The 26,063-nt window shown below is 41.3% G+C and carries 28 protein-coding genes; 19 read left to right on the top strand and 9 right to left on the bottom strand.

Translation table 11 applies throughout. The features are described from left to right. Positions 1-119: 119 nt before the first annotated feature. The 3 genes from AAGD16_RS09955 to AAGD16_RS09965 form a co-directional block, all read right to left on the bottom strand. A complete protein-coding gene (locus AAGD16_RS09955) occupies positions 120-596 on the bottom strand; it encodes an FKBP-type peptidyl-prolyl cis-trans isomerase (protein WP_128583211.1) in 477 nt (158 codons plus the stop codon). Beyond that, positions 593-3,019 carry a Lon protease family protein gene (locus tag AAGD16_RS09960; RefSeq protein WP_235190255.1) on the bottom strand — a complete coding sequence of 809 codons (2,427 nt, stop codon included), beginning with the start codon at positions 3,017-3,019 and terminating at the stop codon, positions 593-595. Before AAGD16_RS09960 ends, AAGD16_RS09955 begins: the two co-directional genes overlap by 4 nt. A gap of 79 nt (positions 3,020-3,098) precedes the next feature. Next, positions 3,099-3,557: a hypothetical protein gene (locus AAGD16_RS09965; RefSeq protein ID WP_016898941.1), complete on the bottom strand. Its 459-nt coding sequence runs from the start codon at positions 3,555-3,557 to the stop codon at positions 3,099-3,101. Between the two features lie 574 nt (positions 3,558-4,131). On the opposite strand from AAGD16_RS09965, the gene leuS reads away from it, so the two are divergent. From leuS to AAGD16_RS10035, 14 genes are all read left to right on the top strand, one after another. After that, positions 4,132-6,720 carry a leucine--tRNA ligase gene (leuS, locus tag AAGD16_RS09970; RefSeq protein WP_064662912.1) on the top strand — a complete coding sequence of 863 codons (2,589 nt, stop codon included), beginning with the start codon at positions 4,132-4,134 and terminating at the stop codon, positions 6,718-6,720. A 1-nt stretch (position 6,721) separates the two neighbouring features. Beyond that, the gene (lptE, locus tag AAGD16_RS09975; protein WP_016898943.1) at positions 6,722-7,213 is read left to right on the top strand and encodes an LPS assembly lipoprotein LptE; all 492 of its coding nucleotides are present in this window, start codon (positions 6,722-6,724) and stop codon (positions 7,211-7,213) included. Beyond that, positions 7,213-8,253 (top strand): DNA polymerase III subunit delta, encoded by a 1,041-nt coding sequence (holA, locus tag AAGD16_RS09980; RefSeq protein ID WP_058154959.1) that lies wholly within the window; start codon positions 7,213-7,215, stop codon positions 8,251-8,253. Before lptE ends, holA begins: the two co-directional genes overlap by 1 nt. 10 nt (positions 8,254-8,263) lie before the next feature. After that, positions 8,264-8,893 carry a nicotinate-nucleotide adenylyltransferase gene (gene nadD / locus AAGD16_RS09985; protein ID WP_013465347.1) on the top strand — a complete coding sequence of 210 codons (630 nt, stop codon included), beginning with the start codon at positions 8,264-8,266 and terminating at the stop codon, positions 8,891-8,893. 62 nt (positions 8,894-8,955) lie between these two features. After that, a complete protein-coding gene (rsfS, locus tag AAGD16_RS09990) occupies positions 8,956-9,273 on the top strand; it encodes a ribosome silencing factor (protein WP_013465348.1) in 318 nt (105 codons plus the stop codon). 37 nt (positions 9,274-9,310) lie between these two features. Then, positions 9,311-9,781, top strand: coding sequence for a 23S rRNA (pseudouridine(1915)-N(3))-methyltransferase RlmH (gene rlmH / locus AAGD16_RS09995; RefSeq protein WP_002958522.1), 471 nt, complete (start codon positions 9,311-9,313; stop codon positions 9,779-9,781). A 9-nt stretch (positions 9,782-9,790) separates the two neighbouring features. Then, a complete protein-coding gene (gene mrdA, locus AAGD16_RS10000) occupies positions 9,791-11,671 on the top strand; it encodes a penicillin-binding protein 2 (protein WP_013465350.1) in 1,881 nt (626 codons plus the stop codon). Next, positions 11,668-12,774 (top strand): rod shape-determining protein RodA, encoded by a 1,107-nt coding sequence (rodA, locus tag AAGD16_RS10005; protein WP_013465351.1) that lies wholly within the window; start codon positions 11,668-11,670, stop codon positions 12,772-12,774. The genes mrdA and rodA overlap by 4 nt, the downstream gene beginning before the upstream one ends. Continuing rightward, positions 12,774-13,535 (top strand): septal ring lytic transglycosylase RlpA family protein, encoded by a 762-nt coding sequence (locus AAGD16_RS10010; RefSeq protein ID WP_028834084.1) that lies wholly within the window; start codon positions 12,774-12,776, stop codon positions 13,533-13,535. The genes rodA and AAGD16_RS10010 overlap by 1 nt, the downstream gene beginning before the upstream one ends. A gap of 53 nt (positions 13,536-13,588) precedes the next feature. Then, entirely contained in the window at positions 13,589-14,749 is a 1,161-nt protein-coding gene (locus AAGD16_RS10015) for a serine hydrolase (protein ID WP_029609897.1), read from the top strand. Positions 14,750-14,959: 210 nt separating this feature from the next. Next, entirely contained in the window at positions 14,960-15,238 is a 279-nt protein-coding gene (gene ybeD / locus AAGD16_RS10020) for a DUF493 family protein YbeD (protein ID WP_016898950.1), read from the top strand. A 19-nt stretch (positions 15,239-15,257) separates the two neighbouring features. After that, positions 15,258-15,911 carry a lipoyl(octanoyl) transferase LipB gene (gene lipB / locus AAGD16_RS10025; RefSeq protein WP_013465356.1) on the top strand — a complete coding sequence of 218 codons (654 nt, stop codon included), beginning with the start codon at positions 15,258-15,260 and terminating at the stop codon, positions 15,909-15,911. After that, positions 15,908-16,873, top strand: a complete 966-nt coding sequence (gene lipA / locus AAGD16_RS10030; RefSeq protein WP_013465357.1) for a lipoyl synthase — start codon at positions 15,908-15,910, stop codon at positions 16,871-16,873. The genes lipB and lipA overlap by 4 nt, the downstream gene beginning before the upstream one ends. A gap of 138 nt (positions 16,874-17,011) precedes the next feature. After that, on the top strand, positions 17,012-17,251 hold the full coding sequence (locus AAGD16_RS10035; protein ID WP_008109433.1) for a hypothetical protein: 240 nt from the start codon (positions 17,012-17,014) through the stop codon (positions 17,249-17,251). Positions 17,252-17,356: 105 nt separating this feature from the next. On the opposite strand, the gene AAGD16_RS10040 is transcribed toward AAGD16_RS10035, so the two are convergent. The 5 genes from AAGD16_RS10040 to AAGD16_RS10060 form a co-directional block, all read right to left on the bottom strand. Next, positions 17,357-18,430 (bottom strand): phosphotransferase enzyme family protein, encoded by a 1,074-nt coding sequence (locus AAGD16_RS10040; protein WP_013465359.1) that lies wholly within the window; start codon positions 18,428-18,430, stop codon positions 17,357-17,359. Positions 18,431-18,639: 209 nt separating this feature from the next. Beyond that, complete coding sequence (locus AAGD16_RS10045; RefSeq protein ID WP_013465360.1) at positions 18,640-19,515, bottom strand: NTP transferase domain-containing protein; 876 nt, start codon at positions 19,513-19,515, stop codon at positions 18,640-18,642. Between the two features lie 15 nt (positions 19,516-19,530). Then, positions 19,531-19,980, bottom strand: a complete 450-nt coding sequence (locus AAGD16_RS10050; protein ID WP_013465361.1) for a flavodoxin — start codon at positions 19,978-19,980, stop codon at positions 19,531-19,533. After that, entirely contained in the window at positions 19,981-20,745 is a 765-nt protein-coding gene (gene truC, locus AAGD16_RS10055) for a tRNA pseudouridine(65) synthase TruC (RefSeq protein WP_013465362.1), read from the bottom strand. After that, entirely contained in the window at positions 20,738-21,058 is a 321-nt protein-coding gene (locus tag AAGD16_RS10060; protein WP_013465363.1) for a YqcC family protein, read from the bottom strand. The genes truC and AAGD16_RS10060 overlap by 8 nt, the downstream gene beginning before the upstream one ends. Positions 21,059-21,161: 103 nt before the next feature. On the opposite strand from AAGD16_RS10060, the gene AAGD16_RS10065 reads away from it, so the two are divergent. Beyond that, positions 21,162-22,190, top strand: a complete 1,029-nt coding sequence (locus AAGD16_RS10065; protein ID WP_377111472.1) for a DUF3549 family protein — start codon at positions 21,162-21,164, stop codon at positions 22,188-22,190. Then, positions 22,191-22,490 carry a DUF3301 domain-containing protein gene (locus AAGD16_RS10070; protein ID WP_013465365.1) on the top strand — a complete coding sequence of 100 codons (300 nt, stop codon included), beginning with the start codon at positions 22,191-22,193 and terminating at the stop codon, positions 22,488-22,490. Positions 22,491-23,670: 1,180 nt separating this feature from the next. Here AAGD16_RS10070 and AAGD16_RS10075 read toward each other — a convergent pair. Further along, on the bottom strand, positions 23,671-24,327 hold the full coding sequence (locus AAGD16_RS10075) for a GNAT family N-acetyltransferase (RefSeq protein WP_377111475.1): 657 nt from the start codon (positions 24,325-24,327) through the stop codon (positions 23,671-23,673). A 295-nt stretch (positions 24,328-24,622) separates the two neighbouring features. Here AAGD16_RS10075 and AAGD16_RS10080 point away from each other — a divergent pair, with 295 nt between their 5' ends. From AAGD16_RS10080 to AAGD16_RS10090, 3 genes are all read left to right on the top strand, one after another. Next, positions 24,623-24,859 (top strand): DUF2789 domain-containing protein, encoded by a 237-nt coding sequence (locus tag AAGD16_RS10080; protein ID WP_013465367.1) that lies wholly within the window; start codon positions 24,623-24,625, stop codon positions 24,857-24,859. Positions 24,860-24,956: 97 nt separating this feature from the next. Continuing rightward, positions 24,957-25,223, top strand: coding sequence for a hypothetical protein (locus AAGD16_RS10085; RefSeq protein WP_377111478.1), 267 nt, complete (start codon positions 24,957-24,959; stop codon positions 25,221-25,223). 13 nt (positions 25,224-25,236) lie between these two features. Beyond that, positions 25,237-26,010, top strand: coding sequence for a Zn-ribbon-containing protein (locus AAGD16_RS10090; protein ID WP_024601585.1), 774 nt, complete (start codon positions 25,237-25,239; stop codon positions 26,008-26,010). Positions 26,011-26,063: the final 53 nt, after the last annotated feature.

The raw sequence follows: 26,063 nt of genomic DNA on the forward strand, positions 1-26,063 counted from the left end.
TTGTCACTATTTTAGGTATCGACTGACGATTTAAATTCTTGAGTAGGATTGGCTAATAAGAGCAAATAAAAAAGCCCGACTTGATTAAAGTAGGGCTTAAAGTGTTTTTTACTTTAAAATTACGACTCTATAGCCAGTAATTCCACCTCAAAAATAAGCAATGATGCAGGCGGGATGCTGCCTACTCGCTTTTCACCATAGGCGAGCTGATGCGGTATATAAAACTGAAATTTATCGCCCGGACTCATCAGTTGTAGGCCTTCGGTCCAACCTTTAATAACTTGGTTTAAGCCAAAGCTAATCGGCGTTTTACGCTCTACTGAGCTGTCAAATACAGTGCTGTCGATTAAAGTGCCGTGATAATGCACTTTCACCATACTCGTTGAGCTAGGTGTATTTTCGCTATCCCCTTTATGGATTATTTTATATTGCAAGCCAGACGCGGTTTCTTGAACGCCTTCTACCTTTGCATTGGCAATTAAGTAATCACTTTCAATTTGCGCATTAGCGATTGCTTGCTGCTTGGCTTTTTTACTGTTTTTAAAAATCAAAACGCAAAAAATAGCGATAGCAATCAGTAAAATAATATTGATCATAACTCCCCTTTTTCATCTTCTGAGTCGTCTTTATCGTCGCTGTTATCGCCGTTAACAATATCAGCAATATCTTTTAATCGTGCTAATGCAATGCCATTCACTGAATCTACTGGGTACTGCTCATCAATCATGTCACCCGCGTCAATATCCATTAGTAAGTTTAGCGCTTGGTCAACTGTTTCAACGGCGAAAATATTAAATTTACCCAGTTCAACCGCATTCAGTATTTCATCATCAAGTACTAAGTTAACTTGGTTTGATTTTGGAATAATAACGCCTTGCTCGCCCGTTAAACCACGCATTTTACATAGCTTAAAGAAGCCTTCTATTTTTTCATTTACGCCACCGATTGCTTGCACATCACCATGCTGATTAATAGAGCCGGTTAGTGCAATAGATTGGCTTATTGGTAAACTGGTGATCGCCGATATTAGCGCACAAAGTTCAGCTAATGAGGCGCTATCACCATCTATGTAGCCATAGCTTTGTTCAATGGCTATATTCGCACTGAGTGTTAAGCTAAAGTGTTGCGCATATTTGTTACCTAAATAACCGGTAAGCAACATTACCCCTTTTGAGTGAATTGCTTTACCCAGCTCAGCTTCGCGTTCCACATCAATAACGCCATCAGCACCCGCATAAACAGTGGCGGTAATGCGTGCAGGTGTACCAAACGAAGTATCACCAATGTGCAGTACCGTTAAACCGTTTACTTTACCTACGGCTTGCCCGTCGGTCGCAATTAAGGTGTGGCCTTCTTTTATATCGCTGAGCATATTTTCACTAATTTGCCCTGTACGGTATTGTTTGCCTTCAATCGCTTCGTCAATATGGCGAGCATCAATCACCGTCAGCTTATCTTGCTTAGCGTAAAAACTAGCCTCAGCCACAAGCTCTAGTACATCAGCAAAACGGGCTGAGAGTTTATTATGGTGCTCAGCTTGGCGATAACTAAACTTAAGCAATCGCACCATTGCTGATTCGTTTAACGTGCACTTTAATGTTTGCTCGCAGTAATCACTGACTTTAGTAATAAACTGATACTGCAGCTTATCGCTGCTTGGTAAGTAATAATCAAAATCGGCAAGTACTCTAAATAACTCGGCAAATTCTTCGTCGTATTCACCGATGGTGTAATAAAGTTCACGTGAGCCGAGTAAAATAATTTTCACATCAAGCGGTATTAACTGCGGGCGAAGCGTAAAGCTACTGCCAACTACACTGTCTTGATAAGGCAAGTCATTTTTTATTTGATGCGTTTTTAGCGACAGCTTTAGCCCATCCCACACTTGGGGTTGAGCCATTACTTTTTCAGCATCCATAATTAAATAGCCGCCATTCGCGCGGTGCAATGCACCTGGTTGAATTGATCGATAGCTGGTAATTAACGACCCTTGCGATGTGGCATATTCAATTTTGCCAAAAATATTACCAAAAGTGGGATTCGGCTCGTAAACAACCGGTGCCGCATCGCCTTCTTTATATTCGACCAAAATATTAGGCGCAAAAAAGTCGGTAAGCATGCCTTTACGATCAAAGTCTTCTTTGTTTTCTTCGCTTTCACCTTCATCATCAAGCCATTCAAGGACGGCATCAATAATTTCTACACGTATATCTTTTAAATAACGCAGTACACCAATATGGCTGGCATATTTATGTTCTAAATCTTTTAATAACGGTTTAGTGGCTTGCTCAGCAGTAGACTTTTTAAGGTTGCGGAGCTTTTCTTTCGACTCGCGTTTCCAGCGCGGTAACTCAATAAGCGCCTCAATGAGGGCATCTTCTAATTTTTCTATACGCTCAAAAAACATCTCGCGTAAGTCATCTTCAAGATCAGAAAACTCATTATCGGTAAGTTGTTTACCATCAATCAGCGGTGCAAAGCCGACTACACCTTTTTCTTCAATTAGTGCCACACTTTGTTCAAGTGCTGCTATTTCTACTGCGGTAATTGCGCCGTCGTAAGCATCGTTAAATTCACGATCTATCGATTTTTTCTTGCGCTGATAGGCTGGGTTATCAAATGCAGCAGGAAAAGTGTCGAGTACTTCATCAATAAATGAGTCAATATCATCGGCTAGTTGTTTGCTTTGCCCTGCATGCATAAATAACGCAATAGGCTCACGGTGATCGTCGTAGTTATTAACATATAACCATTCATGCGGTGTTGTGCGCTCTTTAGCGTGTTGTTTTAATTTGTCTTTTACTAAAGTAAAACGCCCGTGTGCCGCCTCTCCCATCACGTAAACATTGTAACCCGGTAGGTCCATTCCTAAAGAAAAGTCCAATGCACTTTGCGCACGTTGTTGGCCTATAAAGGTAAGTTGCTCAGGGTATGGATTACTCATGCAAGTGTTTACATGGCTCGATGAAATACTCGGTGCAAGATTTGATACGGGTAGTGGCAGCAATTTTTTCGTCATTCTAACTTCTTTTTTTACCAGCATATTCGCTAGGTTTTGGACGTATTGAGTGGCTATATAAGCCACTCAATATTCATATTTAAGGTTGTAAAGCCTGGCGGCTAAAATAGATGCCATCACACTGTGTACACGGAATAATTTGCGTTGCATGATAAACATCGTAACTATGGTTGCAATTCTTACATACTAATGTGCCCATGGCTATCCATTCACCTGCGTGATAAACACCATTATGCTTAAAATCTTCACTTAATGACTGCCATTCAAGCTGTGTTTTGTCTTCAATATGAGAAAGCTCAAACCACAATGACTCTTTAAGCTCCTGCCATGCAAGCGAATTATAGTAGTTGTTATTTTCTTGTAGATGAGAAATGTCACGCATTAGGTAATTACGATAAAGATAATATTTTTCTTCACCTAAATCTTTAAGTGCCTGCTCGGATTCAATAAATCGCTTTACTGCTGCTTTAACTTCATGCTCTTTTACATCTTTTAACCAATCGGTTAAATCGCTTAGCCATGCTCTGTAATCTGCCATTTTTTACTCCTTCAAAATTGTGAGGGGACTGATATTTATACGGCGCTATTAGCTGTTGATAAAAACAACACCATACAGGCTTTGTTTAGGGTCTGTTGACCTTTCAAGGTTAAATTTGCAGCAGTCTGTTTGGTATTTAGGCAAGGCAGAGCCTATGTGGTGTGGTTATTCCCCATAAATAGGCGATAACGCAGCATCAATGCCAAACAGGCGCTGCCCGAAGGGTTCTGCCTAGGGGTGATTTACTCTTTGTTGCTCGGTTTTTACTTAGCCCACTAGGTTACAAACCTCGCGTCGCGATTAAATCGCCCCTAGTTTGAACAAATTGTAATCCACAAAGATCAACAGACCCTAGCTTAAACCTCAAATACTTGCGTGTAAACTTAACTAAAAAGATTAACAAACGCTAAGTTAAAACTGACTCCTAACATAGATAAGTATAGGTTAACCTGCACTGAAAACTAATTTAGCGGCAAATTTATAAAAAGCGCCGCTTTGGCGCTGTGAATAACGCTTTATTTGGGGTATCCTATCGACAATTTTTTATTAGTATGCAAGAAGTTTGGAAACGTAAATGCAAGAGCAATATAACCCACAAGACATAGAGTCAAAAGTCCAACGCTACTGGGAAGAAAACCAAGTATTTAAAGTCACAGAAGACGAGAGCAAAGAAAAGTACTACTGCCTCTCAATGTTTCCTTACCCAAGTGGTCGACTGCATATGGGTCATGTGCGTAACTACACCATTGGTGACGTGGTTTCTCGCTTTCAGCGCTTGCAAGGCAAAAACGTAATGCAACCTATGGGTTGGGATGCGTTTGGTTTACCTGCAGAAAACGCGGCTATTAAAAATAAAACAGCCCCTGCAAAGTGGACTTACGAAAATATTGATTACATGCGTAACCAGCTTAAGCAATTAGGGTTTGGCTACGACTGGGATCGCGAAATTGCGACGTGTCACCCAGAATATTATAAATGGGAACAATGGTTCTTCACTAAGCTTTACGAAAAAGGCCTAGTGTACAAAAAAATGTCAACGGTTAACTGGGATCCTGTGGATCAAACAGTATTAGCTAACGAACAAGTAATTGATGGTCGTGGTTGGCGTTCAGGCGCAGTAGTAGAACAAAAAGAAATTCCACAGTGGTTTATTAAAATTACCGACTATGCTCAAGAGCTATTAGACGACTTAGACAAACTAGAAGATTGGCCTGAGCAAGTTAAAACTATGCAGCGCAACTGGATTGGTCGCTCTGAAGGATTAGATATCGAGTTTACGCGTACCGACAATAACGAAAAATTTAGTGTATACACCACTCGTCCAGATACATTTATGGGCGTGACATACCTAGCCGTTGCCGGTGGCCACCCAATCGCGCAAGAAGCGGCTAAAAACAACGACGCGATTGCGATGTTTGTTGAAGAGTGTAAAAACACTAAAGTTGCTGAGGCGGATATGGCAACCATGGAGAAAAAAGGCATTGCAACGGGCTTTTACGCCACGCATCCATTAACGGGCGAGCAAGTGCCTATTTGGGTTGCAAACTTTGTATTGATGCATTACGGCTCAGGCGCGGTAATGGCAGTACCAGCGCACGACCAACGTGACTTTGAATTTGCCACCGCTTACGGCCTCGATATTAAACAAGTTATTGCCCCTGCTGAAGGTTCTGAGCTTGAAGTAAACCTAAGCAAAGAAGCATTCACCGAAAAAGGCGTACTGGTTAACTCCGGTGAATTTGATGGCCTTGATTTTGAACACGCCTTTAACGCTGTTGCCGACAAACTAGAAGCATTAGGTGTAGGTGAGCGTAAAGTAAACTTCCGTCTTCGCGATTGGGGCGTAAGTCGCCAACGTTACTGGGGCTCTCCAATCCCAATGTTGAGCGATGAAAACGGTAACGAGCTTGCTGCCACTGAAGATATGCTCCCTGTGCGTTTACCAGAAGATGTGGTAATGAATGGTGTTACATCGCCAATTAAAGCCGATCCGAATTGGGCTAAAACAACTGTAAACGGTGTACCCGCTACTCACGAAACAGATACTTTTGACACCTTTATGGAATCATCGTGGTATTACGCTCGCTACTGTAGCCCACGTCATGACGAAGGCATGTTAGACCCTGCAGCCGCTAACTACTGGTTACCAGTAAACCAATACATCGGTGGTATTGAGCACGCTATATTGCACTTATTATATTCGCGCTTTTTCCACAAATTATTACGTGACTTTGGTTTAGTTAATTCAGATGAACCATTCGACCGCTTACTTTGTCAAGGTATGGTACTTGCTGAAACATTTTATCGTAAAGATGAAAAAGGTGGCGACATTTGGATTTCGCCAAGTGATGTAAACACCGAAACCGACGACAAAGGTCGCGTAACTAAAGCATGGCATAAAGATGATGGTGAACCGGTATTCTCATCAGGCATGAGCAAAATGTCTAAGTCGAAAAACAACGGTATAGACCCACAAGAAGTTATTGCCCAATACGGTGCAGATACAGTACGTTTATTTATGATGTTTACTGCACCACCAGAGCAAACACTTGAATGGTCAGATTCAGGCGTTGAAGGCGCACACCGTTTCTTAAAGCGTGTGTGGAAATACGCAGTAGATGTTAAAACAGTAGGTTACCAAGCACTTGATAAATCGGCGCTTACTAACCCACAAAAAGTACTACGTCGTGAGCTACACAAAGCAATCGCAAAAGTGAGCGATGATGTAGAACGTCGTCAAACCTTTAACACCGCTATTGCCGCAATTATGGAGCTTTCTAACAAGCTATTAAAAGCGCCATTAAGTGACACACAAGATGTTGCCATTGCTAACGAGGCACTGGAAGCATTAATAATTATGCTGGCACCTATTACACCGCATTTATCGCATCAATTATGGCAAGACCTAGGTAAAGAAGGTGATATTTTAGATGCGGCATGGCCAAAAGTTGACGAATCTGCTCTTGTTGAAGATGAAAAACTAATCATCGTACAAGTAAATGGTAAGCTGCGTGCAAAACTAACAGTGGCAGCTGATGCTACGCAAGAGCAAGTAGAAGCTTTGGCATTTGCCGAGTCTAACGTGACTAAATTTACTGATGGTGCAACGATACGAAAAGTTATTTATGTACCAGGTAAATTACTTAACGTGGTAGCTAACTAATATGGCTGCTTTAAACGCCATTAAAAACGGACTAGCCTTAGTGCTAGTCTGTTTTTTGTTATCGAGCTGTGGCTTTCATCTTAAAAAAGCCTCTAGCCTACCCGATGATTTAAAACAGCTAACGCTTGTGGGGGATGATCAAAAATCTGCTTTATTTAGCTATTTGCAAAGCGAACTGGCTATGAGCGATGTCACTTTAGTGCCTGCAAGTAAACAATCAGCGCAGCTTTATTTATTTAAAGAGCAACTAGAGCGTCAAACCTTATCGTTGTTCCAAAATGGACAAGTAGCTGAGTACGAACTGGCATACAGCGTAAGTTATGTAGTAAAACGCCCGAAACAAAAAGCCATCGAAAAACGCTTTGAGTTATACCGTAACTACCAAGACGATCCAGATAATGCACTAGCAAAAGCAAAAGAGCTTGAGCTGCTAATTAGCGAAATTCGCCAACAAGCGAGTCGTCGTATTGTTAGAGAGTTGTCGCAACTATAATGCGTTGTTATGCAAATCAGCTATCGAGTGAATTAAAAAAAGGCTTAAAACCTTTTTATTTGGTTTTTGGCGAAGAGCCTTTTCAAGAAGCGCAATGTGTACAGCTCATTCGCGACACGGCAAAGGCACAAGGATTTGATGAAGTAATTAAATTCACTTTAGCTCAGGGCTTTGATTGGCAAGAAATAATCGCGCAATACCAAAGTATGTCGTTGTTTAGCGCGCGCACTATTATTGAGCTTGATTTAAACCAGCAAAAACCGGGGACACCCGGCGCAAACACCTTTAAAAAAATAGTAGAGCTTGAAAACCCTGATACGATCTTAATCGTAAAAGGCGCTAAGGCCAGTCAAGATGTTCAGCGCGGCGCGTGGTTTAAAGCACTTGATAAGCATGGGTTATTTGTACCCTGTTACCCACTTAGCGGAAATCACTTAAAGCGTTGGTTTGATGAGCAGTGCCAACGTTTGTCACTAAATATTCAAAACGAGGCCAAACTCAGTTTAATTAATGCCACTGAAGGCAACTTACTTGCGTGTTACCAAGAGCTTGAAAAACTAGCATTAATACACGGTGACGCTCTGATCACGCAACAGCTGGTGATGCAAGGACTACTAAACCAAGCTAAGTTTGATATTTTTGATTTAAGTGATGCGCTTTTAAACGGCCACACCGCTCAGGCTATAAAAGTACTTAACAAACTTGCCAGTGATAACACTGAGGTTGTGAGTATCTTATGGGCCATTAATAAAGACCTTAATACATTATTGAGTGTGCAGCAGGGATTATTGCAAGGTGAGTCATTAGCAACCTTATTTAAACAAAAAGCTATTTGGAAAAATCAACAAGCGCCAGTACAAACAGCCATTAACAGGCTAAACATTCATACCCTAGAGAATATTAGCAGTGAACTGGCATTGTTTGATGCAAGTTACAAGCAAGGTGCATTGATTGCCCCTTACCAAGCATTGGCGCATATTTGCATTAAGTTCTGCCAACCGCTCGATATTCCACTTCCCTGCCATAGTAACCGTCAGTAAAGGGAAATACATGATTGCAATTTTTGGTGGTACTTTTGATCCCGTTCATTTGGGACACCTTAATATGGCGCAGCAATGCGTTGCGACCTTTAAATTACACTCACTCTATTTTATGCCCTGTGCAATACCTGCGCACAAAGCGGCACCGGGGATCAGCACCGAGCATCGTATAGCAATGCTTAAAGCCGCAATTACACCTTATGCGCCGTTCAAACTTGATTTACGAGAACTGCAACGCAGCGGCCCGTCGTATTCTTTATTAAGTTTGCAAGAGCTAAGAGCAGAAAACCCCGATACCCCTATTTTATTTTTAATTGGCATGGACTCATTCAACAATTTCGATAAATGGTATCAATGGCAAACAATAACTCGCCTTTGTCATCTGGTGGTGTATCAACGCCCTGGCCAAATTTGTGATACACAGGGTGAACTTAAATGCTATCAACATAACGCTGTTACCACTGATATTGCCTTGCTGCAAAAAACAAATGCCGGACACCTTTACTTTTTAGAGGGGGAACAGCTGGATGCCGCATCCAGCGAGATCCGTCAAGCCCTTAAAAAAAGTACTAAAAAGAGTGAACTATTACCCGACGCCGTGAGTCACTATATTAAGCAGCACCAGCTTTATCAAGAGTGATTGGTATAAACCCCTCAGCGTGTTAAAATAACCGCTATTAAATTTTAAATTGAGACAAAACCTTGGATTCGAAACAACTACTCGCTTTTGCACTAGACAAAATTGACGATATGAAAGCACGTGATGTGATTCAACTTGACGTAACTGGCAGCTCAGACGTAACCGATTACATGATTGTATGTTCAGGCACATCAAGACGTCATGTATTGTCAATTGCTGATAACTTAGCAAAAGAAGCTCGCCACGCTGGTGAAGAGCCATTAGGGTATGAAGGCCAAAGCGATGGTGAATGGGCACTCGTTGATTTAGGTGATGTGATTGTTCACGTTATGCAAGATCAAGCACGTAGCTATTACGATCTAGAAAAGCTTTGGGGCTAATTGCTCCCTATTTTAGACAACGCTTGGAAGTAACGTCGTGAAAATACAAATGATTGCTGTTGGTACAAAAATGCCAGCATGGGTAGAGACAGGTTTTGCAGAGTATCAACGCCGCTTTCCCAAAGATATGGCATTGGAACTCATTGAGATCCCTGCTGGTAAACGTGGAAAAAATGCCGATATAAAGCGTATTTTGCACATTGAAGGTGAAAAAACCTTAGCCGCCATACCTAAAGGCAATCGTATTGTCACACTAGAAGTAACCGGTAAAGCACTGGATACTCATCAACTAGCGAAAAACATGGAAAAGTGGCAACTAGATGGTCGCGATGTCAGTTTATTAATTGGCGGACCTGAAGGCTTAGCCCCAGAGTGTATTGCTGCCTCTGAGCAAAAATGGTCGTTATCAAATTTAACGCTCCCACACCCTTTAGTACGCATTATTGTTGCTGAAAGCCTCTACAGAGGCTGGAGCTTAAATAACAACCATCCTTATCATCGCGAGTAGTTTCTTGCCATGCTAAAACGAAGACCCACCATTCGCGACCACTCAGCAGAAGCTAATTTATTTGCTCGGCGTGCATTCGTGGGTTTTATTTTTATATTAGTCCTTGTAGCAATATTGCTGTCTAACTTGTATAAAATTCAGGTAGATGATCATCAAGATTATCAAACTCGTTCTAATGATAACCGTATAAAAGTTATACCTATAGCCCCCAATCGCGGTTTAATTTACGACCGCAACGGTGTTTTGCTGGCCGAAAATAAGCCCGTTTATAACCTTGAGGTGATCCCCGAAGAAGTTAATGATTTAACCGCCTCTTTGAAGTCTATCAGCAAAATCATTGAAATAACCGAGCAGCAACAAGCTGATTTTCTTGATGATATAAAACATACTCGACGTTTTAAAAGTCAAGTCCTCAAAGCCCGTTTAAATGAAAACGAAGTAGCGATGTTTTCAGTAAACCAACATAAGTTTCCAGGCTTTAGTATTGAGGCACGTCTAGCGAGATATTACCCCTTTGGCGATACTTTAACCCATGCATTAGGCTATGTCGCAAAGCTCAATAGAAAAGAGTTAAACAAGCTTGAACAACAAGATGAAGCCACAAACTACCGAGCCACGCATGATATTGGTAAGCTGGGTATCGAAAAGTACTACGAGCCGTTATTACATGGTCAAGTTGGCTCACAACGAGTTGAAGTTAATAACCGCGGCCGAATTATCCGCACTTTAAGTATGGATCCACCGCAAGCGGGTGACGACTTAGTACTTACTCTCGACATTGGTTTACAACAAATAGCCCAACATGCACTTAAAGATATGCGCGGCGCTATTGTGGTAATGGATGCAAAAGATGGCGGCGTTTTAGCGCTGTATTCAAACCCAAGTTATGATCCCAATTTATTTGTGCACGGTATTAGCAGTAAAGACTACAAAGCCTTACTCAACCCTGATCGTCCACTGATCAATCGCACGACTCAAGGTCGCTACGCACCAGCATCTACTGTTAAACCACACATGGCTATTTTGGCATTAGAAGAAAATATAGTGCAAGAAACCACCAGTATGTGGGATCCGGGCTTTTTTCAAATTCCCAACGTAGAGCATAGATGGCGTGATTGGCGACGTTGGGGCCATGGCCATGTGGATGTTTATAAAGCAATAGAAGAGTCATGCGATACCTACTTTTATGACGCAGCCTATCGAATGGGGATCACAAAAATAAGTAACTTTATGGCTCGCTTTGGCTTTGGTGAATTATCCGGTATTGATATTCATGAAGAAACAACCGCTATTTTACCCTCAAAAGAATGGAAAGAAGCCCGTTTTAAAGAGTCTTGGTGGCCTGGAGATACTATTTCTGTAGGAATTGGCCAAGGTTATTGGACTGCCACCCCCATTCAAATAGCGAATGCCACTAATATTTTAGTTAACAGAGGGATAAATCACCCTCCTCATTTAGTGCAAGTTGCTAAAAAAGAAGATCAAATTACTCAGCTCAATAATGAAGAAAAACCGCCGGTTGTACTCAATAACGAAGATAACTGGCGCATCGCGATTGATGCCATGCATAACACCGTTAAAAAAACTACCGGAACTGCCCATCGTGCATTTAAAGGGGCTACTTATGACCCTGCAGGTAAAACCGGTACTGCCCAAGTGGTGAGTATTGCTCAGGGCGAGCGTTACGACGCCGATGCACTCAAAGAGCGCCAACGCGACAACGCTATTTATATAGGTTTTGCCCCGTTTAATAACCCACAAATTGTTGTCTCTATTGTGGTAGAAAATACCGGTGGGGGAAGCTCAGTAGGTGCGCCCATTGCGCGCCAATTAATGGATTACTATTTTGCAGCTAACCCAATCCAACCTTCAGGGGACAAAGCACCATGACGGCTTTACATGATAAGCGCTCTATTTGGCTGCGACTGCATATTGATTTGCCACTTTTTATTGCGTTATTGCTGATGATGGCCGGTAGTATCACCATTGTATACAGCGCCTCAGGGCAAGACTCTGCCATGATGGTTCGCCATATTACGCGAATGGCTGGCGCCATTATAGGTATGTTTGTACTCGCTCAAATTCCACCAGCGACTTTAAAACGCTTAGTTATTCCCATGTATTGCCTAGGATTACTCATGCTGGTTGGGGTACTGCTATTTGGTGTAAGTTCTAAGGGAGCTCAACGCTGGTTAGATTTAGGCATTACTCGCTTTCAACCCTCGGAGCTAATGAAACTAGCGGTTCCGATGATGGTTGCTTGGTATATTGGCCGCCACCATTTGCCGCCGCGTCCGTTACATTTAGTCATTGGCTTTGCCATTGTTATGCTGCCTACCCTACTAATTAAAGAGCAACCTGATTTGGGTACCTCAATTCTGATTGCCAGTTCCGGTGTATTTGTGTTGTTTTTGTCAGGCTTAAGCTGGCGTTTAATCGGTTTTTTAAGCTCGGTTGTTGCTTTGGCAGCATGGCCATTTTGGCACTACGGTATGCACGATTATCAAAAGCAAAGGGTACTGACCTTTTTAGACCCTGAGAGCGATCCGCTGGGTTCTGGCTATCATATTATTCAATCAAAAATTGCCATTGGTTCAGGCGGTATCGAAGGAAAAGGCTGGCTGCAAGGCACGCAATCGCAGCTAGAATTTTTACCTGAACGACATACTGACTTTATTTTTTCAGTACTGAGTGAAGAGTTTGGCTTATTTGGTGTGTGTGTTTTACTTAGTTTATATTTATTTATTATTGGCCGTGGACTGTATATTGCGGTTAACGCACAAGATGCGTTTGGTAAACTATTAGCCGGCTCACTCACGCTCACATTTTTTGTTTATATTTTTGTAAATATTGGCATGGTATCGGGTTTGCTGCCTGTTGTAGGTGTACCGTTACCATTAATTAGTTATGGCGGTACCTCGATGGTGACCCTGATGGCTGCATTTGGCATTATTATGTCGATTGCCACAGATAAAAGGATGCTCTTAAAATAATGCGCCTTTACAAACAACTTATAATTATTATTCTCGTTAGCCTCTTTTTAAGTGCATGCAGCAGTTCAAATAGTCGTTACAGCATGCGCCATGATGCGGCGCCGCTTCGTGCACCGACCGAATTAGAAATGCAAGATGCCATTGTTACTCAAGTTATTAAAAGTGCGAGTACCACGCGCCCCTACGAAGTGCTTGGCAAACGTTATACCCCGATGCTCGATGAAACCGGCTATTCAGAAACGGGCATTGCTTCGTGGTATGGCCGTAAATTTCATGGGTATCACACCTCTAATGGCGAAATTTACGACATGTTCGCGATGACCGCAGCTCATAAAACGTTGCCTTTACCTAGTTTTGTGCGGGTAACAAATACGGCTAATGGCAAATCAATTATTGTTCGTGTTAATGACCGTGGCCCCTTTCATGATAATAGAATTATTGACCTTTCTTATGCCGCTGCATACAAACTTGGATACCATAAGTATGGTACAGCAGAGGTTAAGCTAGAAGCCATTACTCTAGCCGATACCCATGCACGAAAAACCTACGTTCAAGTCGCCGCGGGCAGTACCTTAGCCAACATAGAAGCGTTAGCAAGTACACTGCGAGAACAGTATAAGTTACCGACAAATATCGTTGAAAAAGACGCTATTTATAGATTGCACTTAGGGCCAATAAAAGATGCCCAACATGCGCAACAAGTATTAGAAACATTAAAACAAAATCAATTTCAAAACGCGTTCTTGCTTTACACTCAGTAAGCCCTTTAGAATGGGAATACGCATATTTTTAACTTTAACCATTAATGAGTATGATGAAATCTATTAAACATAAAATTCTTACTGGTGTTTGCGGCTTAGTCTGTTCTGCCGCCGTATTTTCAGCCACCGCCCAAATTATTCCAGCGCCTCCTCAAGTTAATGCAAAAGGTTACTTTTTGGTGGACTTCACCACAGGTAAAGTCATTGCACAAGGCGAGGCTGATACCAAACTCGCACCGGCCAGCTTAACTAAAATGATGACCAGTTATGTAATTGGTACCGAAATTAATGCTGGTAATATTGCGCCTACCGATATGGTTACTGTTAGTGAAAAAGCGTGGGCAAAAAACTTCCCTGAATCATCAAAAATGTTTATTGAAGTCGGTAAACAAGTTAGTGTCGATGATCTTAACCATGGCATTATTATTCAATCAGGAAATGATGCATGTGTTGCTATGGCAGAGCATATTGCTGGTAGCGAAAGCGCGTTTGCAGATTTAATGAATGCTCACGCCGAAAAAATAGGCATGACTAATACGCATTTTGTTAATAGCCATGGCCTTGATACTGATGCGCATTATACAACGCCACGCGACATGGCAACATTAGGGGCTGCACTTATCAGAGATGTGCCTGATGAATACGCTCTATATAAACAAAAGTCTTTTACCTTCAATGGCATAAAGCAATATAACCGCAACTCTTTGTTGTGGGATGAAAGCCTAGATGTAGATGGTATTAAAACGGGTCACACATCTGATGCCGGTTACAGCTTAGTCACCTCTGCAACAAAAAACGACATGCGTTTAATTGCCGTTGTAATGGGCACCTCAAGTGAGCGCGCGCGTAAAGTAGAAAGTAAAAAACTACTAAACTACGGTTTTCGCTTTTTTGAAACAATTACCCCGTATAAAGCCGGCGACAGCTTTGCTGAGCAACGTGTTTGGATGGGCAATAAAGAGAATGTTTCTTTAGGAATTTTAGAAGATACACCTATTACTATTCCTCGTGGTCAGCATAAAAACCTTAAAGCAAACTTTGAGCTAGACGATACCCTTGAGGCACCTTTAGCTAAAGGCACAAAAGTAGGTACTTTATTTTTACAGCTTGAAGGCGAAGATATTGCACAATATCCGCTAGTTACACTTGAAGAAATACAAGAAGGTAGCTTCTTTAGTAAAATATATGACTACTTACGCTTACAGATTATGTAATTGCGAGTAAAGTAATATGAACGCCTCCACTGTGAGGCGTTTTTTTTTGCTTGAAAAGTGCTAGAATGCGCCCCATATATACCAATCGTATTGAATGACTATCATTGGCTTGGGTCAACAATAGCATCATTTCAAGATTGCCATTAGCCTGTCAGTTTTAAGCTTCGCGTTTTAGCAAAGCCAACACTTTTTGTTTGAGGAGTTCCCGTCGTGGTTGAACCTGTTAAAGACACTAAATTTGATGAGTACTTAGAGTACCCTTGCCCATTTACATTTAAAATTATGGGTCTAGCTAATGTAAACTTAACTGATCAAATTTTAGCTAAATTACAACCTATTGCTCCAGGTGATTATGCGCCAAAAGTAAAACCAAGCAGTAAAGGTAATTACGAGTCTGTAACGCTAGTAGCTACTGTAACAAGCGGCAAACACATTGAAGAAATTTACAACGTGATCAGCAACATCGATGACGTACGCCATATGCTTTAATCCATAGTTGAGATTTGTTGTGAGCGAAAACACCCTAATCGTACGCCAACTGGGTCGTCAGCGTTACATGCCGATTTGGCAAAAAATGCAAGAGTTTACCGACACCCGTGATGAAAATACCCCAGATGAAATTTGGCTGGTAGAGCACGAAAGTGTATTTACCCAAGGCCAAGCCGGTAAAGATGAGCACTTGCTCGCCCCAGGTGACATTGAAGTGATTAAAGTGGATCGTGGCGGACAAGTAACTTACCACGGCCCAGGTCAGCAAATGATGTATGTATTATTTAACTTACGTCGTTTAAAGATTGGCGTACGAGAGCTAGTAACATGGCTTGAGGAATGTATTATTGAATCCCTTGCTGAGTACGGTATTGATGCATACGCAAAAGCCGATGCACCCGGTGTTTACGTGAACGACAGCAAAATTGCCTCTTTAGGCCTAAGAGTTCGTCGTGGCTGCTCATTTCATGGTTTAGCATTAAATGTTAACATGGACCTAAGTCCATTTTTACGCATTAACCCTTGTGGTTATGCGGGCATGAATATGGTGCAAACTAAAGAATTAAATGGCCCTCAAAACCTTGAAGCTGCAGGTCAAGGGCTGGTAAAACACATGATCAAAAAGCTTAATGCAACACAGGTTAAGCATACTGAAGGGTTTGAAAACGAATGAATAAACCAGTCAAAATGGAACCAGGTGTAAAACTACGCGACGCAGAAAAAATGGCGTTGATCCCCGTTAAAGTTTTACCAACTGAAAAAACCGAAATGCTCCGTAAGCCAGAGTGGCTTAAAATCCGCTTACCCAAGTCAACCGAGCGGATTGACGGCATAAAACAAGCAATGCGTAAGCATGGCCTTCACTCTGTATGTGAAGAAGCCTCGTGCCCCAACTTATCAGAATGTTTTAACCACGGTACGGCGACCTTTATGATTTTAGGGGCTATTTGTACACGTCGTTGCCCATTCTGTGATGTTGCACATGGCCGTCCATTAAAGCCCGATGCAGCAGAGCCTGAAAAGCTTGCACTGACCATTAAAGACATGAAGCTAAGCTACGTAGTGATCACTTCGGTAGACCGTGATGATTTACGTGACGGTGGCGCTCAGCACTTTGCCGATTGTATCCGTGAAATTCGCAAGCACAATCCAGAAATCACCATTGAGATATTAGTCCCTGATTTTCGTGGTCGTATGGACAGAGCGTTGGAAATATTAATTGAAACGCCGCCAGATGTATTTAACCACAACCTAGAAACAGCACCACGTTTGTACAAATTGGCGCGTCCAGGTGCTGATTACAAGTGGTCACTTGAATTATTACGCCGCTTTAAAGAAGCACACCCTGAGGTTAAAACTAAATCGGGGTTAATGGTTGGCCTTGGTGAAGAAATTAGCGAAATTGAAGAAGTACTGCGTGATTTACGTGAGCATAACGTTGATATGCTAACCGTAGGCCAATACCTACAACCCTCTAAGCATCACTTACCAGTAAAACGCTACGTGCCGCCTGCTGAGTTTGATGCACTAAAAGAGTATGCTGATGAAATTGGCTTTACACACGCGGCTTCTGGCCCGTTTGTACGCTCAAGCTATCACGCAGATCAACAAGCAGCGGGTAAAGAAGTAAAATAAGCCTGCTGATTAACAAAAAGCTGCCAACGAGCAGCTTTTTTTGTTTATGGGTGTTATTTTCAGCAAATGTAAAATAAAGTTAGGCTAAAGCGGGGTTACTTGAGATAATTACCGCTGATACCCTTAATTAGGTTCATTATGAAACTATTAGTTCGCAACTTATCTCGTGCTACCACTGAGCATGAGCTTCGTACTTTATTTACAGCGCACGGTAAAGTGACCACCTGTAACTTAGTACTCGATAAAGAAACTGGCCAATCAAAAGGTTTTGCTTTTGTAGAAATGCCAAACGACATTGAAGTTAAAGGCGCTATTAAAGCCCTTAATCAAACAACCGTTGATAAAAGCAAAATCCGCGTAAAACTAGCCGATGCTTAATAACGATTGAGGGGTTGGAAGTTTATACGTATTTTCAGCGTTTAACCTCGCTTTATATTGCTCAAAGCTTAGCTTTAACACTTTGAGCAATATAACCAATTGGGCTTATATCTGAGTTAACATCGCCTTTAATACCTGCTGCTTACTTACTATATCCCTGTACAACGCAAATTGATTTTTTGCGCGATCTAAATTGTGTCTCTCATATTTAACACTAAAGTAATTATCGCCGTCTATATAGTCGGTTAAAAAGCGTAAGCCAATCATAAAAGGCATTACTTTAGCACCTAACCAAAAGCTTTGTTTTTCTGCGGCCGTTAATACTGACTTTAATGGTTCAACGTAACCTTTAACAATTGCTGCAAAAATGTCTTCACGAACACCTACTTTTTCAAGCGCTGTTGAATCTTCTTGCTCTGCAGAGCAGAATGTTCTGACCATATCGCCAAAGTCATTAAGCCAATAACCTGGCATACAGGTGTCTAAATCAATCACCGCTTTTGCATCATTTGAATCTGAACAAAATAGCATGTTGTTTATTTTAGTATCGTTATGACACACGCGAATAGGGACTTTTCCAGCTAATGCATTGAGCTCATCAATGAGTGAGAACTGCGACAAGCAAAAATCAACCTCCTCCTGACAATGAGCTACACGTTTATGAGGATCGGCGTTAATAACTTGCTTAAAAACCTCTGCACGCATGGCTAAGTTATGAAAGTTAGGGATAACTGCATGTAATTTGTTAGCGTCAAAATCCTCTAATGCTGCAGCAAATTGGCCAAATGCATTAGCCGCGGTTTGCGCTTGGCTAACAGTATTAACCACATCTTCGCTGTAACTGCCACCAATAAACTCAAGGGCTCGCCAAGTATCGTTATTATTATTTACTAAATAGTCATGCTGAGTTGTTGCTACATGCCGCACAATTGCTAAGTTGAACTCACCGACTTGCTGCTTTTTGCTTAAGTGTTGTTCTATTAATCTTGCATTATCAACAAGTAACTGTGGTTTTGGGAATACCACCGTATTGAGCTTTTGTACAACCAATGACCGCTTAGGTGTGCTCAATAACATGGTAGTATTGATATGCCCACTACCAATGGGTTTTATACTCGCATGCTTATCGTCAAGGCCAAAACTCTCAGATAAGTAAACTTCTATAGGAATTGAATTCATTTTCTACTTCACTCTTTTCGCCCAAGGCGACAATAATTTATATCAATTGCATTAAATTAGTGAACGATTACAGCGACAAGGAAATAACGCGATAGCAAGGCGAAAATTATGATACATAGTTGTTCTATATAAATAATTTTTAACGCAGGAAGCGGGTTATTTAATACGCTAGATTGATCATATTTTTAATAAAATTGGTATTAACACCTTTACGCTTGACGCAATGCGCACAAAGTAGCCGCAATGCTTGTCAGTTCTGATTTATAGGTAACACCAAACCAAGGCTCTTTTGCAGTGTATACAAATACAGGCTGTGCTTTTACATTAATCGCTTGCTGGATTTGATCAGGTAAGTAATACTCTTGCTGAGTATTAGCGTTATATTGCTGTAAAAACGTCTCAAAACCTTGTTGCAAATAATCAAAAAAGCACGGCGTGATCCCCCAAAAACTCATAGATCCTAGCGCATCTCGGCTAATTTTTTCACGCAAGCCCTGCGGATTATTTCCAACAATATGTGCAGATTCTTTTTGAATATTTAAATATTCCGTCACTGCAACAAGCTTTCCATCAGCAATGCTACATACCCCGCGATTAACCCCACCGTGCTCAGAGAGGGTATTGATAATCGGGTACCCCACCATTGCCCATTCGGGGCTATTTTTAAAATGCTCACTAAGCAATAAAAATGAAGACGCACCATAATAGTCATCTGCGGTAATAACAATTGCAGGGTTGTTAATATATGCTTTGGCACACAGTAACGCATGCCCTGTGCCCCATGGTTTTATACGTTGCTGTGATAGTGCTTTGTATGCATCAGGAACAAGCGCGTTATGTTGCTCTACTAATACCACGTCAAGGGCTTTAGGTAAGCGAGGTAAAATAGTGTGTTCTATCTCACTGCGAACGGCTTGATTGATGATCAGTACAACCTGTGTCACACCGGCGCGATACGCATCAGTAATGCTTAACTCCATAATCGTGCAATTTAGCCCAGGGATTGCTGCTATTTGTTTATTGCCACCAAAGCGACTACCTAAGCCACCCGCAAGCACAACCAAACTCAGTTTATGTTTTTTCATTTAGAGTCTGCGCATTTATGAGGGTAATTTACCAAGCCAAGCTTGCAACCAAGGCTCAGTTACCGGCCATGGCTCAAAGTCTTCACAGGCATCGATTTCTAGTCGGTTACCAACAGGTTTAGCTTGTAAATCACGTAGTAGCTCATCAAAGCTGCGCCCTGCCCCACAAAACGTATCACCGTAACTTCTATCACCCATGGCAACAATACCAAAAGGCTTGTCTGTTAGCATTGGAAAAGTACTATTTAATTGATGATAAAGATCCGCTAAATTATCAGGAATATCGCCTTGCCCAGTGGTCGAGGTAACAATTAAAATATGCGAAGCATTTTTTATATCATCTAAAGTAGGCTGCTCGAAGACACTAACCTGATGACCAGCTTGCTCTAGCGTGTCGCTAACTTGCTCACTTAATCGCTCTGCACCGCCATACACGCTGCCAACAAAAATACTAATATGTGCCATTTAATAATCCTCTTCTTGTTCTGGCCACCCCAGCTGTTTGCAAATGTTTAACATTGCATCACCCAGCGGCGCTTTAATTGTTATGGGTTCATTATTATAAGGGTGCACAAAGCTAAGCTCTGATGCAAACAACATTAGACGGCGAAGCGAAAAATGCTCCCTAAAAAACTGATTATGCTGGTTATCGCCATGATTTACATCACCAATAATAGGTAAAGACAAGTGCTTTAAATGCCGGCGTATTTGATGTTTGCGACCCGTTTTAGGAAAACACTCTACCAAAGAATAACGAACCGTTGGGTATTTTCCTATTGGGATAGGCAGCGCAGCTTGATGCAAACAATTAAATTGGGTTTGTGCTTCTTGCGCGGCTTTGTCTTGATCAGCAAACTTATCGGCTATTTTGTCGAGTTCTTCTTTTAACGGTTTATCTAAAAAAACAGATTCAGGCGCAAACCCGCGTACCAACGCTAAATAACGTTTTGTTATTGTGCCCTCAATAAATAATTGATTCATATCACGCGCCGCCTCTGAGCTTAATGCAAACAGTAATACACCCGAAGTAGGCCTATCAAGACGGTGAACAGGAAACACATGTTGCCCTATTTGATCGCGCAGCATTTGCATTGCAAATTGGGTTTCATGTTTATCTAAAAATGAGCGATGAACAAGTAGCCCAGAGGGTTTATCTATTGCTACATAATTTTCATCTTGATAAAGAATCGACAGTTCGCCGTATTCAATAGGCTCTGGGCGCTCACTCATTAGGCTCTCCTAAATATGAATCTAATTGGGTCAGTAAAGCGATAATGTCTTCGCTGCCTGATTTATCAGTGAGTGTCATTTGCGCCATCGGGGCGACTGCAAAATTGCGCGGTAACGGCTGCTTGTTGTCAATTAGCCGCTGTAACTTTTCAATAAATACAAACTGCAACCATTGTTCAAATGCCAGTGTATCGTGACAAAACGGTACGCTAGAATCTAATAAATCGGGATTCAGTGGCTCAACCTGCCACAGTTGATGCTTTTTAAGTAGCGCCGCTAATTGCTGTAAATATATGTGGGTTTGCTGGTACATAATCACCCTTTGGTCTGTGTATTATGCAATTATACCCTGTTCCCACAACAGTCGCTATGGCGTATAATTAAGGTAATTTTGTAGTAAAAACAGTTGGAAATCCATGAGTGAACATATAGCTACGTTAGGCCAGCTTTTAGATGGTGCAGGCACTCAATGGCTTGCTTTTGATATTGGCAGGCACATTACCAAGCTTGATAAACAACAATTTTTAGCCGTTGAACAAGCGCAAATTCCTTACCCTTACCCGTTAGCAGGTCATGCATGGTTAGCGATTCAGTTTTGGGATAGCAAAGCCAGTAAAGAACCCTATGTGTGGTTCTTAAAATTCCCACTTGATGAGCAAAGTAAGTTAGTAAGCGCGAGCCGTGATCACTTTGCAGATATGGTTATTCAGGCACTAGGAACAGAAATTACCGGCGAGCAAGCCGATGGCACACTCGATAACAACCCTTATGTATTTACTCCGAACGCGAATAAATTAGCGGCGTTCAATGCACAAGTTAAAGTGTTGCTAAAGCAACCAGCGTCGCAATACTACGAGCACGCCCAACTCTACTTTAGTGGCCAAATTGGCTTTGATAATTGGCAAAATGTCGCGTTACAAGGCATTGCCGATTTTGCTTATCGTCTTCATAGTGCTGATAACTTAAAGCACTTACAAGCAGCGTGGCCTAAATTACCAGTTGAAGTATTACAGCCATTAAGTGCAATGCTTGAACACATCGAAATACCGCCCTCGTTAAGTGAGTTATTGTTAAGTTATGGGCAAACCGCCCTTAGTAATAATGATGTTGTTGCGGCCTCTGCCGCGCTGCGTGCAATATCATCAGGGCAAGCAGTAGGGCTTAGCGCACAACTTGTTGACTGCGCGCTTAACTCACCTTTAGGGCAGGATTCTGATATTTTGTTGACCATTGCTGGTCGCTGCTTCAAACAGTTAGAACAGCCACAGCGTTTACATGTGTTTATGGATAACTGTGCGCATCATGAGAAAATAGCTGAATTATTTCCTAGCGTTTTTGCAGATTTAGTTGCAATTGCGACTATTCGCCCTCACTTATTAGCTTTATTACGTGAAGAAAACAGAAGCGAGACATTAGCTCGCGCAATTGGAAGGTTATTCTCTTAAATGGCTAGTTTATGGACGTTCATACTTATTGGTGCTGTAATTTATTTTTTTTGGCTAAATCGTAAAATAGCCGAAGCAGCGAACGTTCATGCCAAACGCCAAAGCGAGCAATTGCAAGTGCAACTTATGAGTGTAGCTTGTAACAAGCGTCGATTTGGCATTTTAAAAAGTGGTAAACCGGGCATGAAAAGCGAATTTATTTTTGAGTTTTCAAGTGACGGTGAAAACGCCTACCAAGGGGTATTAATCATGGAAGATGAAAAACTAAAAAGTGTGGTTGTGCCACCACATAGAATATAATTTCTTAGCACAAAAAACTAAGGCGTAACCTCAGTTACGCCCCAATTGCAAACATCCTGTAAGGTATCCTTTACCTATTCCCTGTTTATCATCCTCTGAACGAGCAAACTACCGTGTTTACTCTCCATTGCATCCTGCAATATCCACTTGCCGCCTTGGCTATCCTGCGTAAACTAACGCTCCTGCAATTTCCTATCGCATCATCCTTGGTGTCCTTTAAATAGCTCCCAGCTATTTTAGTACTCCGTGTACTTCCTGTTTAATCCCTGCATCCGTGTTAACTTGTCCTTTGTGCTTCCTGCTAGTAACTACTTAGTTGCCTGATTCCTTATCCGTGGCAGTAGCTCAATCATTGGGCTATGTCGTCTTGACAAAGTAAAGTTTAAAGCAAACGGCTTCGTATGATAGTGAAGAAAACAAAAAAAATTACGGTCATAAAATTGAAAAATAAAAATAACTATAAATAACAATGGCTTGATGTTTTTAAGAAGATAAAATACGGAGTTAAACTGACAAGGCGCACGTTAATGTAAGATATATCTCACGTAAGTGCGCCCTATTTGGAACATTGGCTTACATAATCATGGAAAAAAGCACTATTAGTGACAATTTCCGACACTATAGTGTAAAAAAGCACTATTATGACTTACGTGGATTGTTGAAAAGTTGTTTGAGCTGGATAAGGAAACTGCAATCTTCATGATACTGGTTTGATTTCTCTACATTTTTTCAAGATAACAAGTTGATGTGTGATTTATTTTAAATATCAGTATTTTAGGTATTTCCTTGTGAAGTCGAATGGGTTAATTAATTCAACTTGAAGGTAACCATTCTTCCGGTAGGCTGAAACCCGCCTTGGATCCTCTATTTCTATGCACGCCCCCACTATTTTTACTCTAGCTCCAGTATAGTTTGCTCATCTAGCTCATATTTGTTACTAATACAGAGGCAATGAAGTTGAACGTACAATTACGTTTGACGTTATTGCGTAGTAAACGAACCCTAACCAGCACACTGGTAGGGTTACATACAGGGACTATTTTATGAGATTTTTGCAAACAATTCTTACCCGCAGCGGCAGCCAATTTTTCACTGCTCACGTACGGCTAAGTAAGCTACTAGATGCCACTGACTGAGATTCTCAATCCGAAAGTCAATTACCAATCACAATTCTAAACACCTAGCCTTGTAAAGATAGAGCAGCTTTAAAAAGTAATTCACCTTTAACTCGGTTAAATGTGAGCTGCTTAAAGTGCTCAAAGCCTTGTGATTTAAAAAATTGCGTATGTTCGTCACGAGTCACAAATACCGCTATACCAGAGGACTCAGGATTGTCATGTAATAAACCATCTAAGCCTTTAAGTAATTGGCGGCCAAACCCTTGACCATGAAAATGTGGGTCAACGGCGATAAACGCTAAAAAGTAGTAATTGCCTTGCGGCTTTAGTGCATCACGAATAGTTTTTTCTTTTTCAATTAATTGATTCGTTTGCAAATAACCGGCACTTAACATCAACTTTAATCGCCAATGCCAATAACGCTCTGCTTGAAGTTGGCTACTTGACTCAAATACACAAGCAACTGCTTTTAACTTATCGTTACGGTAAAGGCCAATTAAAGGCTGTTTTTCTTGCCAAAAGCTACTGAGCTCTTCGCGAATAAGCGCACGGAGTTTTTTTTCATAGTCCAGAGGGCTTTTTTCGTTATACCCTAGCAGAGTTTGTAAAATAGGGTCATTTTGGTAGGCCTGATATATAAGGCTTGCAGCGGTACTGATATCTTCTGGTGCAATATGTTGCACGCTAAACGTGTCTGTGGATTCTGCTGTGGCTGTCATTTTATTTCCTTTATTATTTTATACCCTTTGTCATTACGCCGCGTAACTTGTTTGGGATTAATTTTGAACTACAACGATGACCAAATGCTCATATAACTATATACCTAAGTGGGGCAAATAAGCGAATTTACATTTTAGTTAGTACGCTCATCCACTGCATTGAGTCAGATCATGCTTTAGCGACTTACTACTGAGTAAATAAAGCGTAAATTCAGTAAGGGTTAAACTGGCTAGATATATCATTCCCCCCTAGAGTTAATAAGTATTAAGTATTAATTCATTAAGGAGCACGATTATGGATACGACTAAGCACGACATAAATACATTGTTCGCACAATTAGGGTTACCTAATACAGAAGCAGAAATAGATGCATTTATTGCATCGCATGCCATTTCGGATACCACATTATTGCAAGATGCTCCCTTTTGGGATGAAGCCCAACAACACTTTATTGCTGAATCGCTGGCGGTTGATGGCGATTGGAGTGAGGTAATTGACGAACTCGACTCTCGCCTTCGTCAAAATAATTAAATCGCACATTTTAATGTGTCTGAGCCACTTTATTGTTACCATACCTGCTCGCAACTTCCATGTTGCGAGCTTACTTTATTAAAGAGTTATAAATCGAATGAATGCTGCTGTATTTGAAGCTATTAAAGCCCTTCTTGATGAAGGCAAAGTCCCCACTGTTGCACTAACTAAAAGCCGTTTAGTAAAACCACTTCCTATGCCGGTTATTATTGCAGCAGTGAGTCAATATAAAAATAATCCCGATTCAATTTATAATTTAATGAAAACACCCGAGCAAGCAAGTAACTCAGATCCTAAAAACACTCAGTTAGATAGAATTGAGCAAAAACTTGACCGATTACTTGCTTTGCTAGAGCAAAAATAATTTGAGACTATAAATGTTTGTTGTTGATTTAACATTTGATTGCTACCAAGACACAACCCTAGAGCAAGCCGAGCAGGCAATAAACCGCTTAGTGAATGCATTACGCTTTAATGGCCAAATCATTGGAGAGGAATTTCCAACGGTTTTAAAAGATGGCTATTTTATTACTCGTGTAATGTGCCCGACCGAAGACGCCATGCACCCACTTAATAACAGTGCGTTTGTTAAACACAGTGTTGAAAAGCTTCATGGCGCTGGTTTGCTTGCTCCCAAAGTAAAGGTCATCGGTCAAGATATTCACTCCAATGGCGCCGATGGCTGTAAAGAGCCATCAAGCTATATTTTATACACCACCTATGTGCATACATGTAGCCCACTGTATTGTGGCGATGACTTTTTACCCGTGCCGCTATTTAAGATTCCTGCGATTGCTAATGGTGACTATAAAACACTAATTAAATGGCAAGAAGATTGGCAAGCGTGCGATCAAATTCAAATTAATGGTGCAACACGCTGTGAATTTCCAGCGCTTGAAGAAATAGCCAGCACCCAAAGTGATTTATACCGCCGTGGTAAAGATATAACTAAACGGATTAGTTTTTTAACTAAAAAGCCTGTTTACTATTATTTATACCGTGTAGGGGGGGTTGATAAAGCCTCTGAACTTGAGCGTAAATGCCCGAGTTGCCATGGTGAATGGAAATTACCCGAGCCATGGTTTGGCTTGTTTGATTTTAGGTGTGAACCGTGTGGTTTAGTCTCTAATATTTCGTGGGATTTTCAATAAATCCCACGCTTAAGGTGCTATGTCTAAAAACATCACACCTTAAAACTACCTTA

Origin of the sequence: Pseudoalteromonas sp. M58 (genome assembly GCF_042604605.1) — a bacterium.
Classification (GTDB): Bacteria; Pseudomonadota; Gammaproteobacteria; order Enterobacterales; family Alteromonadaceae; genus Pseudoalteromonas; species Pseudoalteromonas tetraodonis.

Excerpts from the sequence above, each read along its gene's own strand:
- AAGD16_RS09955 (WP_128583211.1), bottom strand. The coding sequence starts at position 596 with ATGATCAATATTATTTTACTGATTGCTATCGCTATTTTTTGCGTTTTG.
- AAGD16_RS09960 (WP_235190255.1), bottom strand. The coding sequence starts at position 3,019 with ATGACGAAAAAATTGCTGCCACTACCCGTATCAAATCTTGCACCGAGT.
- AAGD16_RS09965 (WP_016898941.1), bottom strand. The coding sequence starts at position 3,557 with ATGGCAGATTACAGAGCATGGCTAAGCGATTTAACCGATTGGTTAAAA.
- leuS (WP_064662912.1), top strand. The coding sequence starts at position 4,132 with ATGCAAGAGCAATATAACCCACAAGACATAGAGTCAAAAGTCCAACGC.
- lptE (WP_016898943.1), top strand. The coding sequence starts at position 6,722 with ATGGCTGCTTTAAACGCCATTAAAAACGGACTAGCCTTAGTGCTAGTC.
- holA (WP_058154959.1), top strand. The coding sequence starts at position 7,213 with ATGCGTTGTTATGCAAATCAGCTATCGAGTGAATTAAAAAAAGGCTTA.
- nadD (WP_013465347.1), top strand. The coding sequence starts at position 8,264 with ATGATTGCAATTTTTGGTGGTACTTTTGATCCCGTTCATTTGGGACAC.
- mrdA (WP_013465350.1), top strand. The coding sequence starts at position 9,791 with ATGCTAAAACGAAGACCCACCATTCGCGACCACTCAGCAGAAGCTAAT.
- rodA (WP_013465351.1), top strand. The coding sequence starts at position 11,668 with ATGACGGCTTTACATGATAAGCGCTCTATTTGGCTGCGACTGCATATT.
- AAGD16_RS10010 (WP_028834084.1), top strand. The coding sequence starts at position 12,774 with ATGCGCCTTTACAAACAACTTATAATTATTATTCTCGTTAGCCTCTTT.
- AAGD16_RS10015 (WP_029609897.1), top strand. The coding sequence starts at position 13,589 with ATGAAATCTATTAAACATAAAATTCTTACTGGTGTTTGCGGCTTAGTC.
- lipA (WP_013465357.1), top strand. The coding sequence starts at position 15,908 with ATGAATAAACCAGTCAAAATGGAACCAGGTGTAAAACTACGCGACGCA.
- AAGD16_RS10035 (WP_008109433.1), top strand. The coding sequence starts at position 17,012 with ATGAAACTATTAGTTCGCAACTTATCTCGTGCTACCACTGAGCATGAG.
- AAGD16_RS10040 (WP_013465359.1), bottom strand. The coding sequence starts at position 18,430 with ATGAATTCAATTCCTATAGAAGTTTACTTATCTGAGAGTTTTGGCCTT.
- AAGD16_RS10045 (WP_013465360.1), bottom strand. The coding sequence starts at position 19,515 with ATGAAAAAACATAAACTGAGTTTGGTTGTGCTTGCGGGTGGCTTAGGT.
- AAGD16_RS10050 (WP_013465361.1), bottom strand. The coding sequence starts at position 19,980 with ATGGCACATATTAGTATTTTTGTTGGCAGCGTGTATGGCGGTGCAGAG.
- truC (WP_013465362.1), bottom strand. The coding sequence starts at position 20,745 with ATGAGTGAGCGCCCAGAGCCTATTGAATACGGCGAACTGTCGATTCTT.
- AAGD16_RS10060 (WP_013465363.1), bottom strand. The coding sequence starts at position 21,058 with ATGTACCAGCAAACCCACATATATTTACAGCAATTAGCGGCGCTACTT.
- AAGD16_RS10065 (WP_377111472.1), top strand. The coding sequence starts at position 21,162 with ATGAGTGAACATATAGCTACGTTAGGCCAGCTTTTAGATGGTGCAGGC.
- AAGD16_RS10070 (WP_013465365.1), top strand. The coding sequence starts at position 22,191 with ATGGCTAGTTTATGGACGTTCATACTTATTGGTGCTGTAATTTATTTT.
- AAGD16_RS10075 (WP_377111475.1), bottom strand. The coding sequence starts at position 24,327 with ATGACAGCCACAGCAGAATCCACAGACACGTTTAGCGTGCAACATATT.
- AAGD16_RS10080 (WP_013465367.1), top strand. The coding sequence starts at position 24,623 with ATGGATACGACTAAGCACGACATAAATACATTGTTCGCACAATTAGGG.
- AAGD16_RS10085 (WP_377111478.1), top strand. The coding sequence starts at position 24,957 with ATGAATGCTGCTGTATTTGAAGCTATTAAAGCCCTTCTTGATGAAGGC.
- AAGD16_RS10090 (WP_024601585.1), top strand. The coding sequence starts at position 25,237 with ATGTTTGTTGTTGATTTAACATTTGATTGCTACCAAGACACAACCCTA.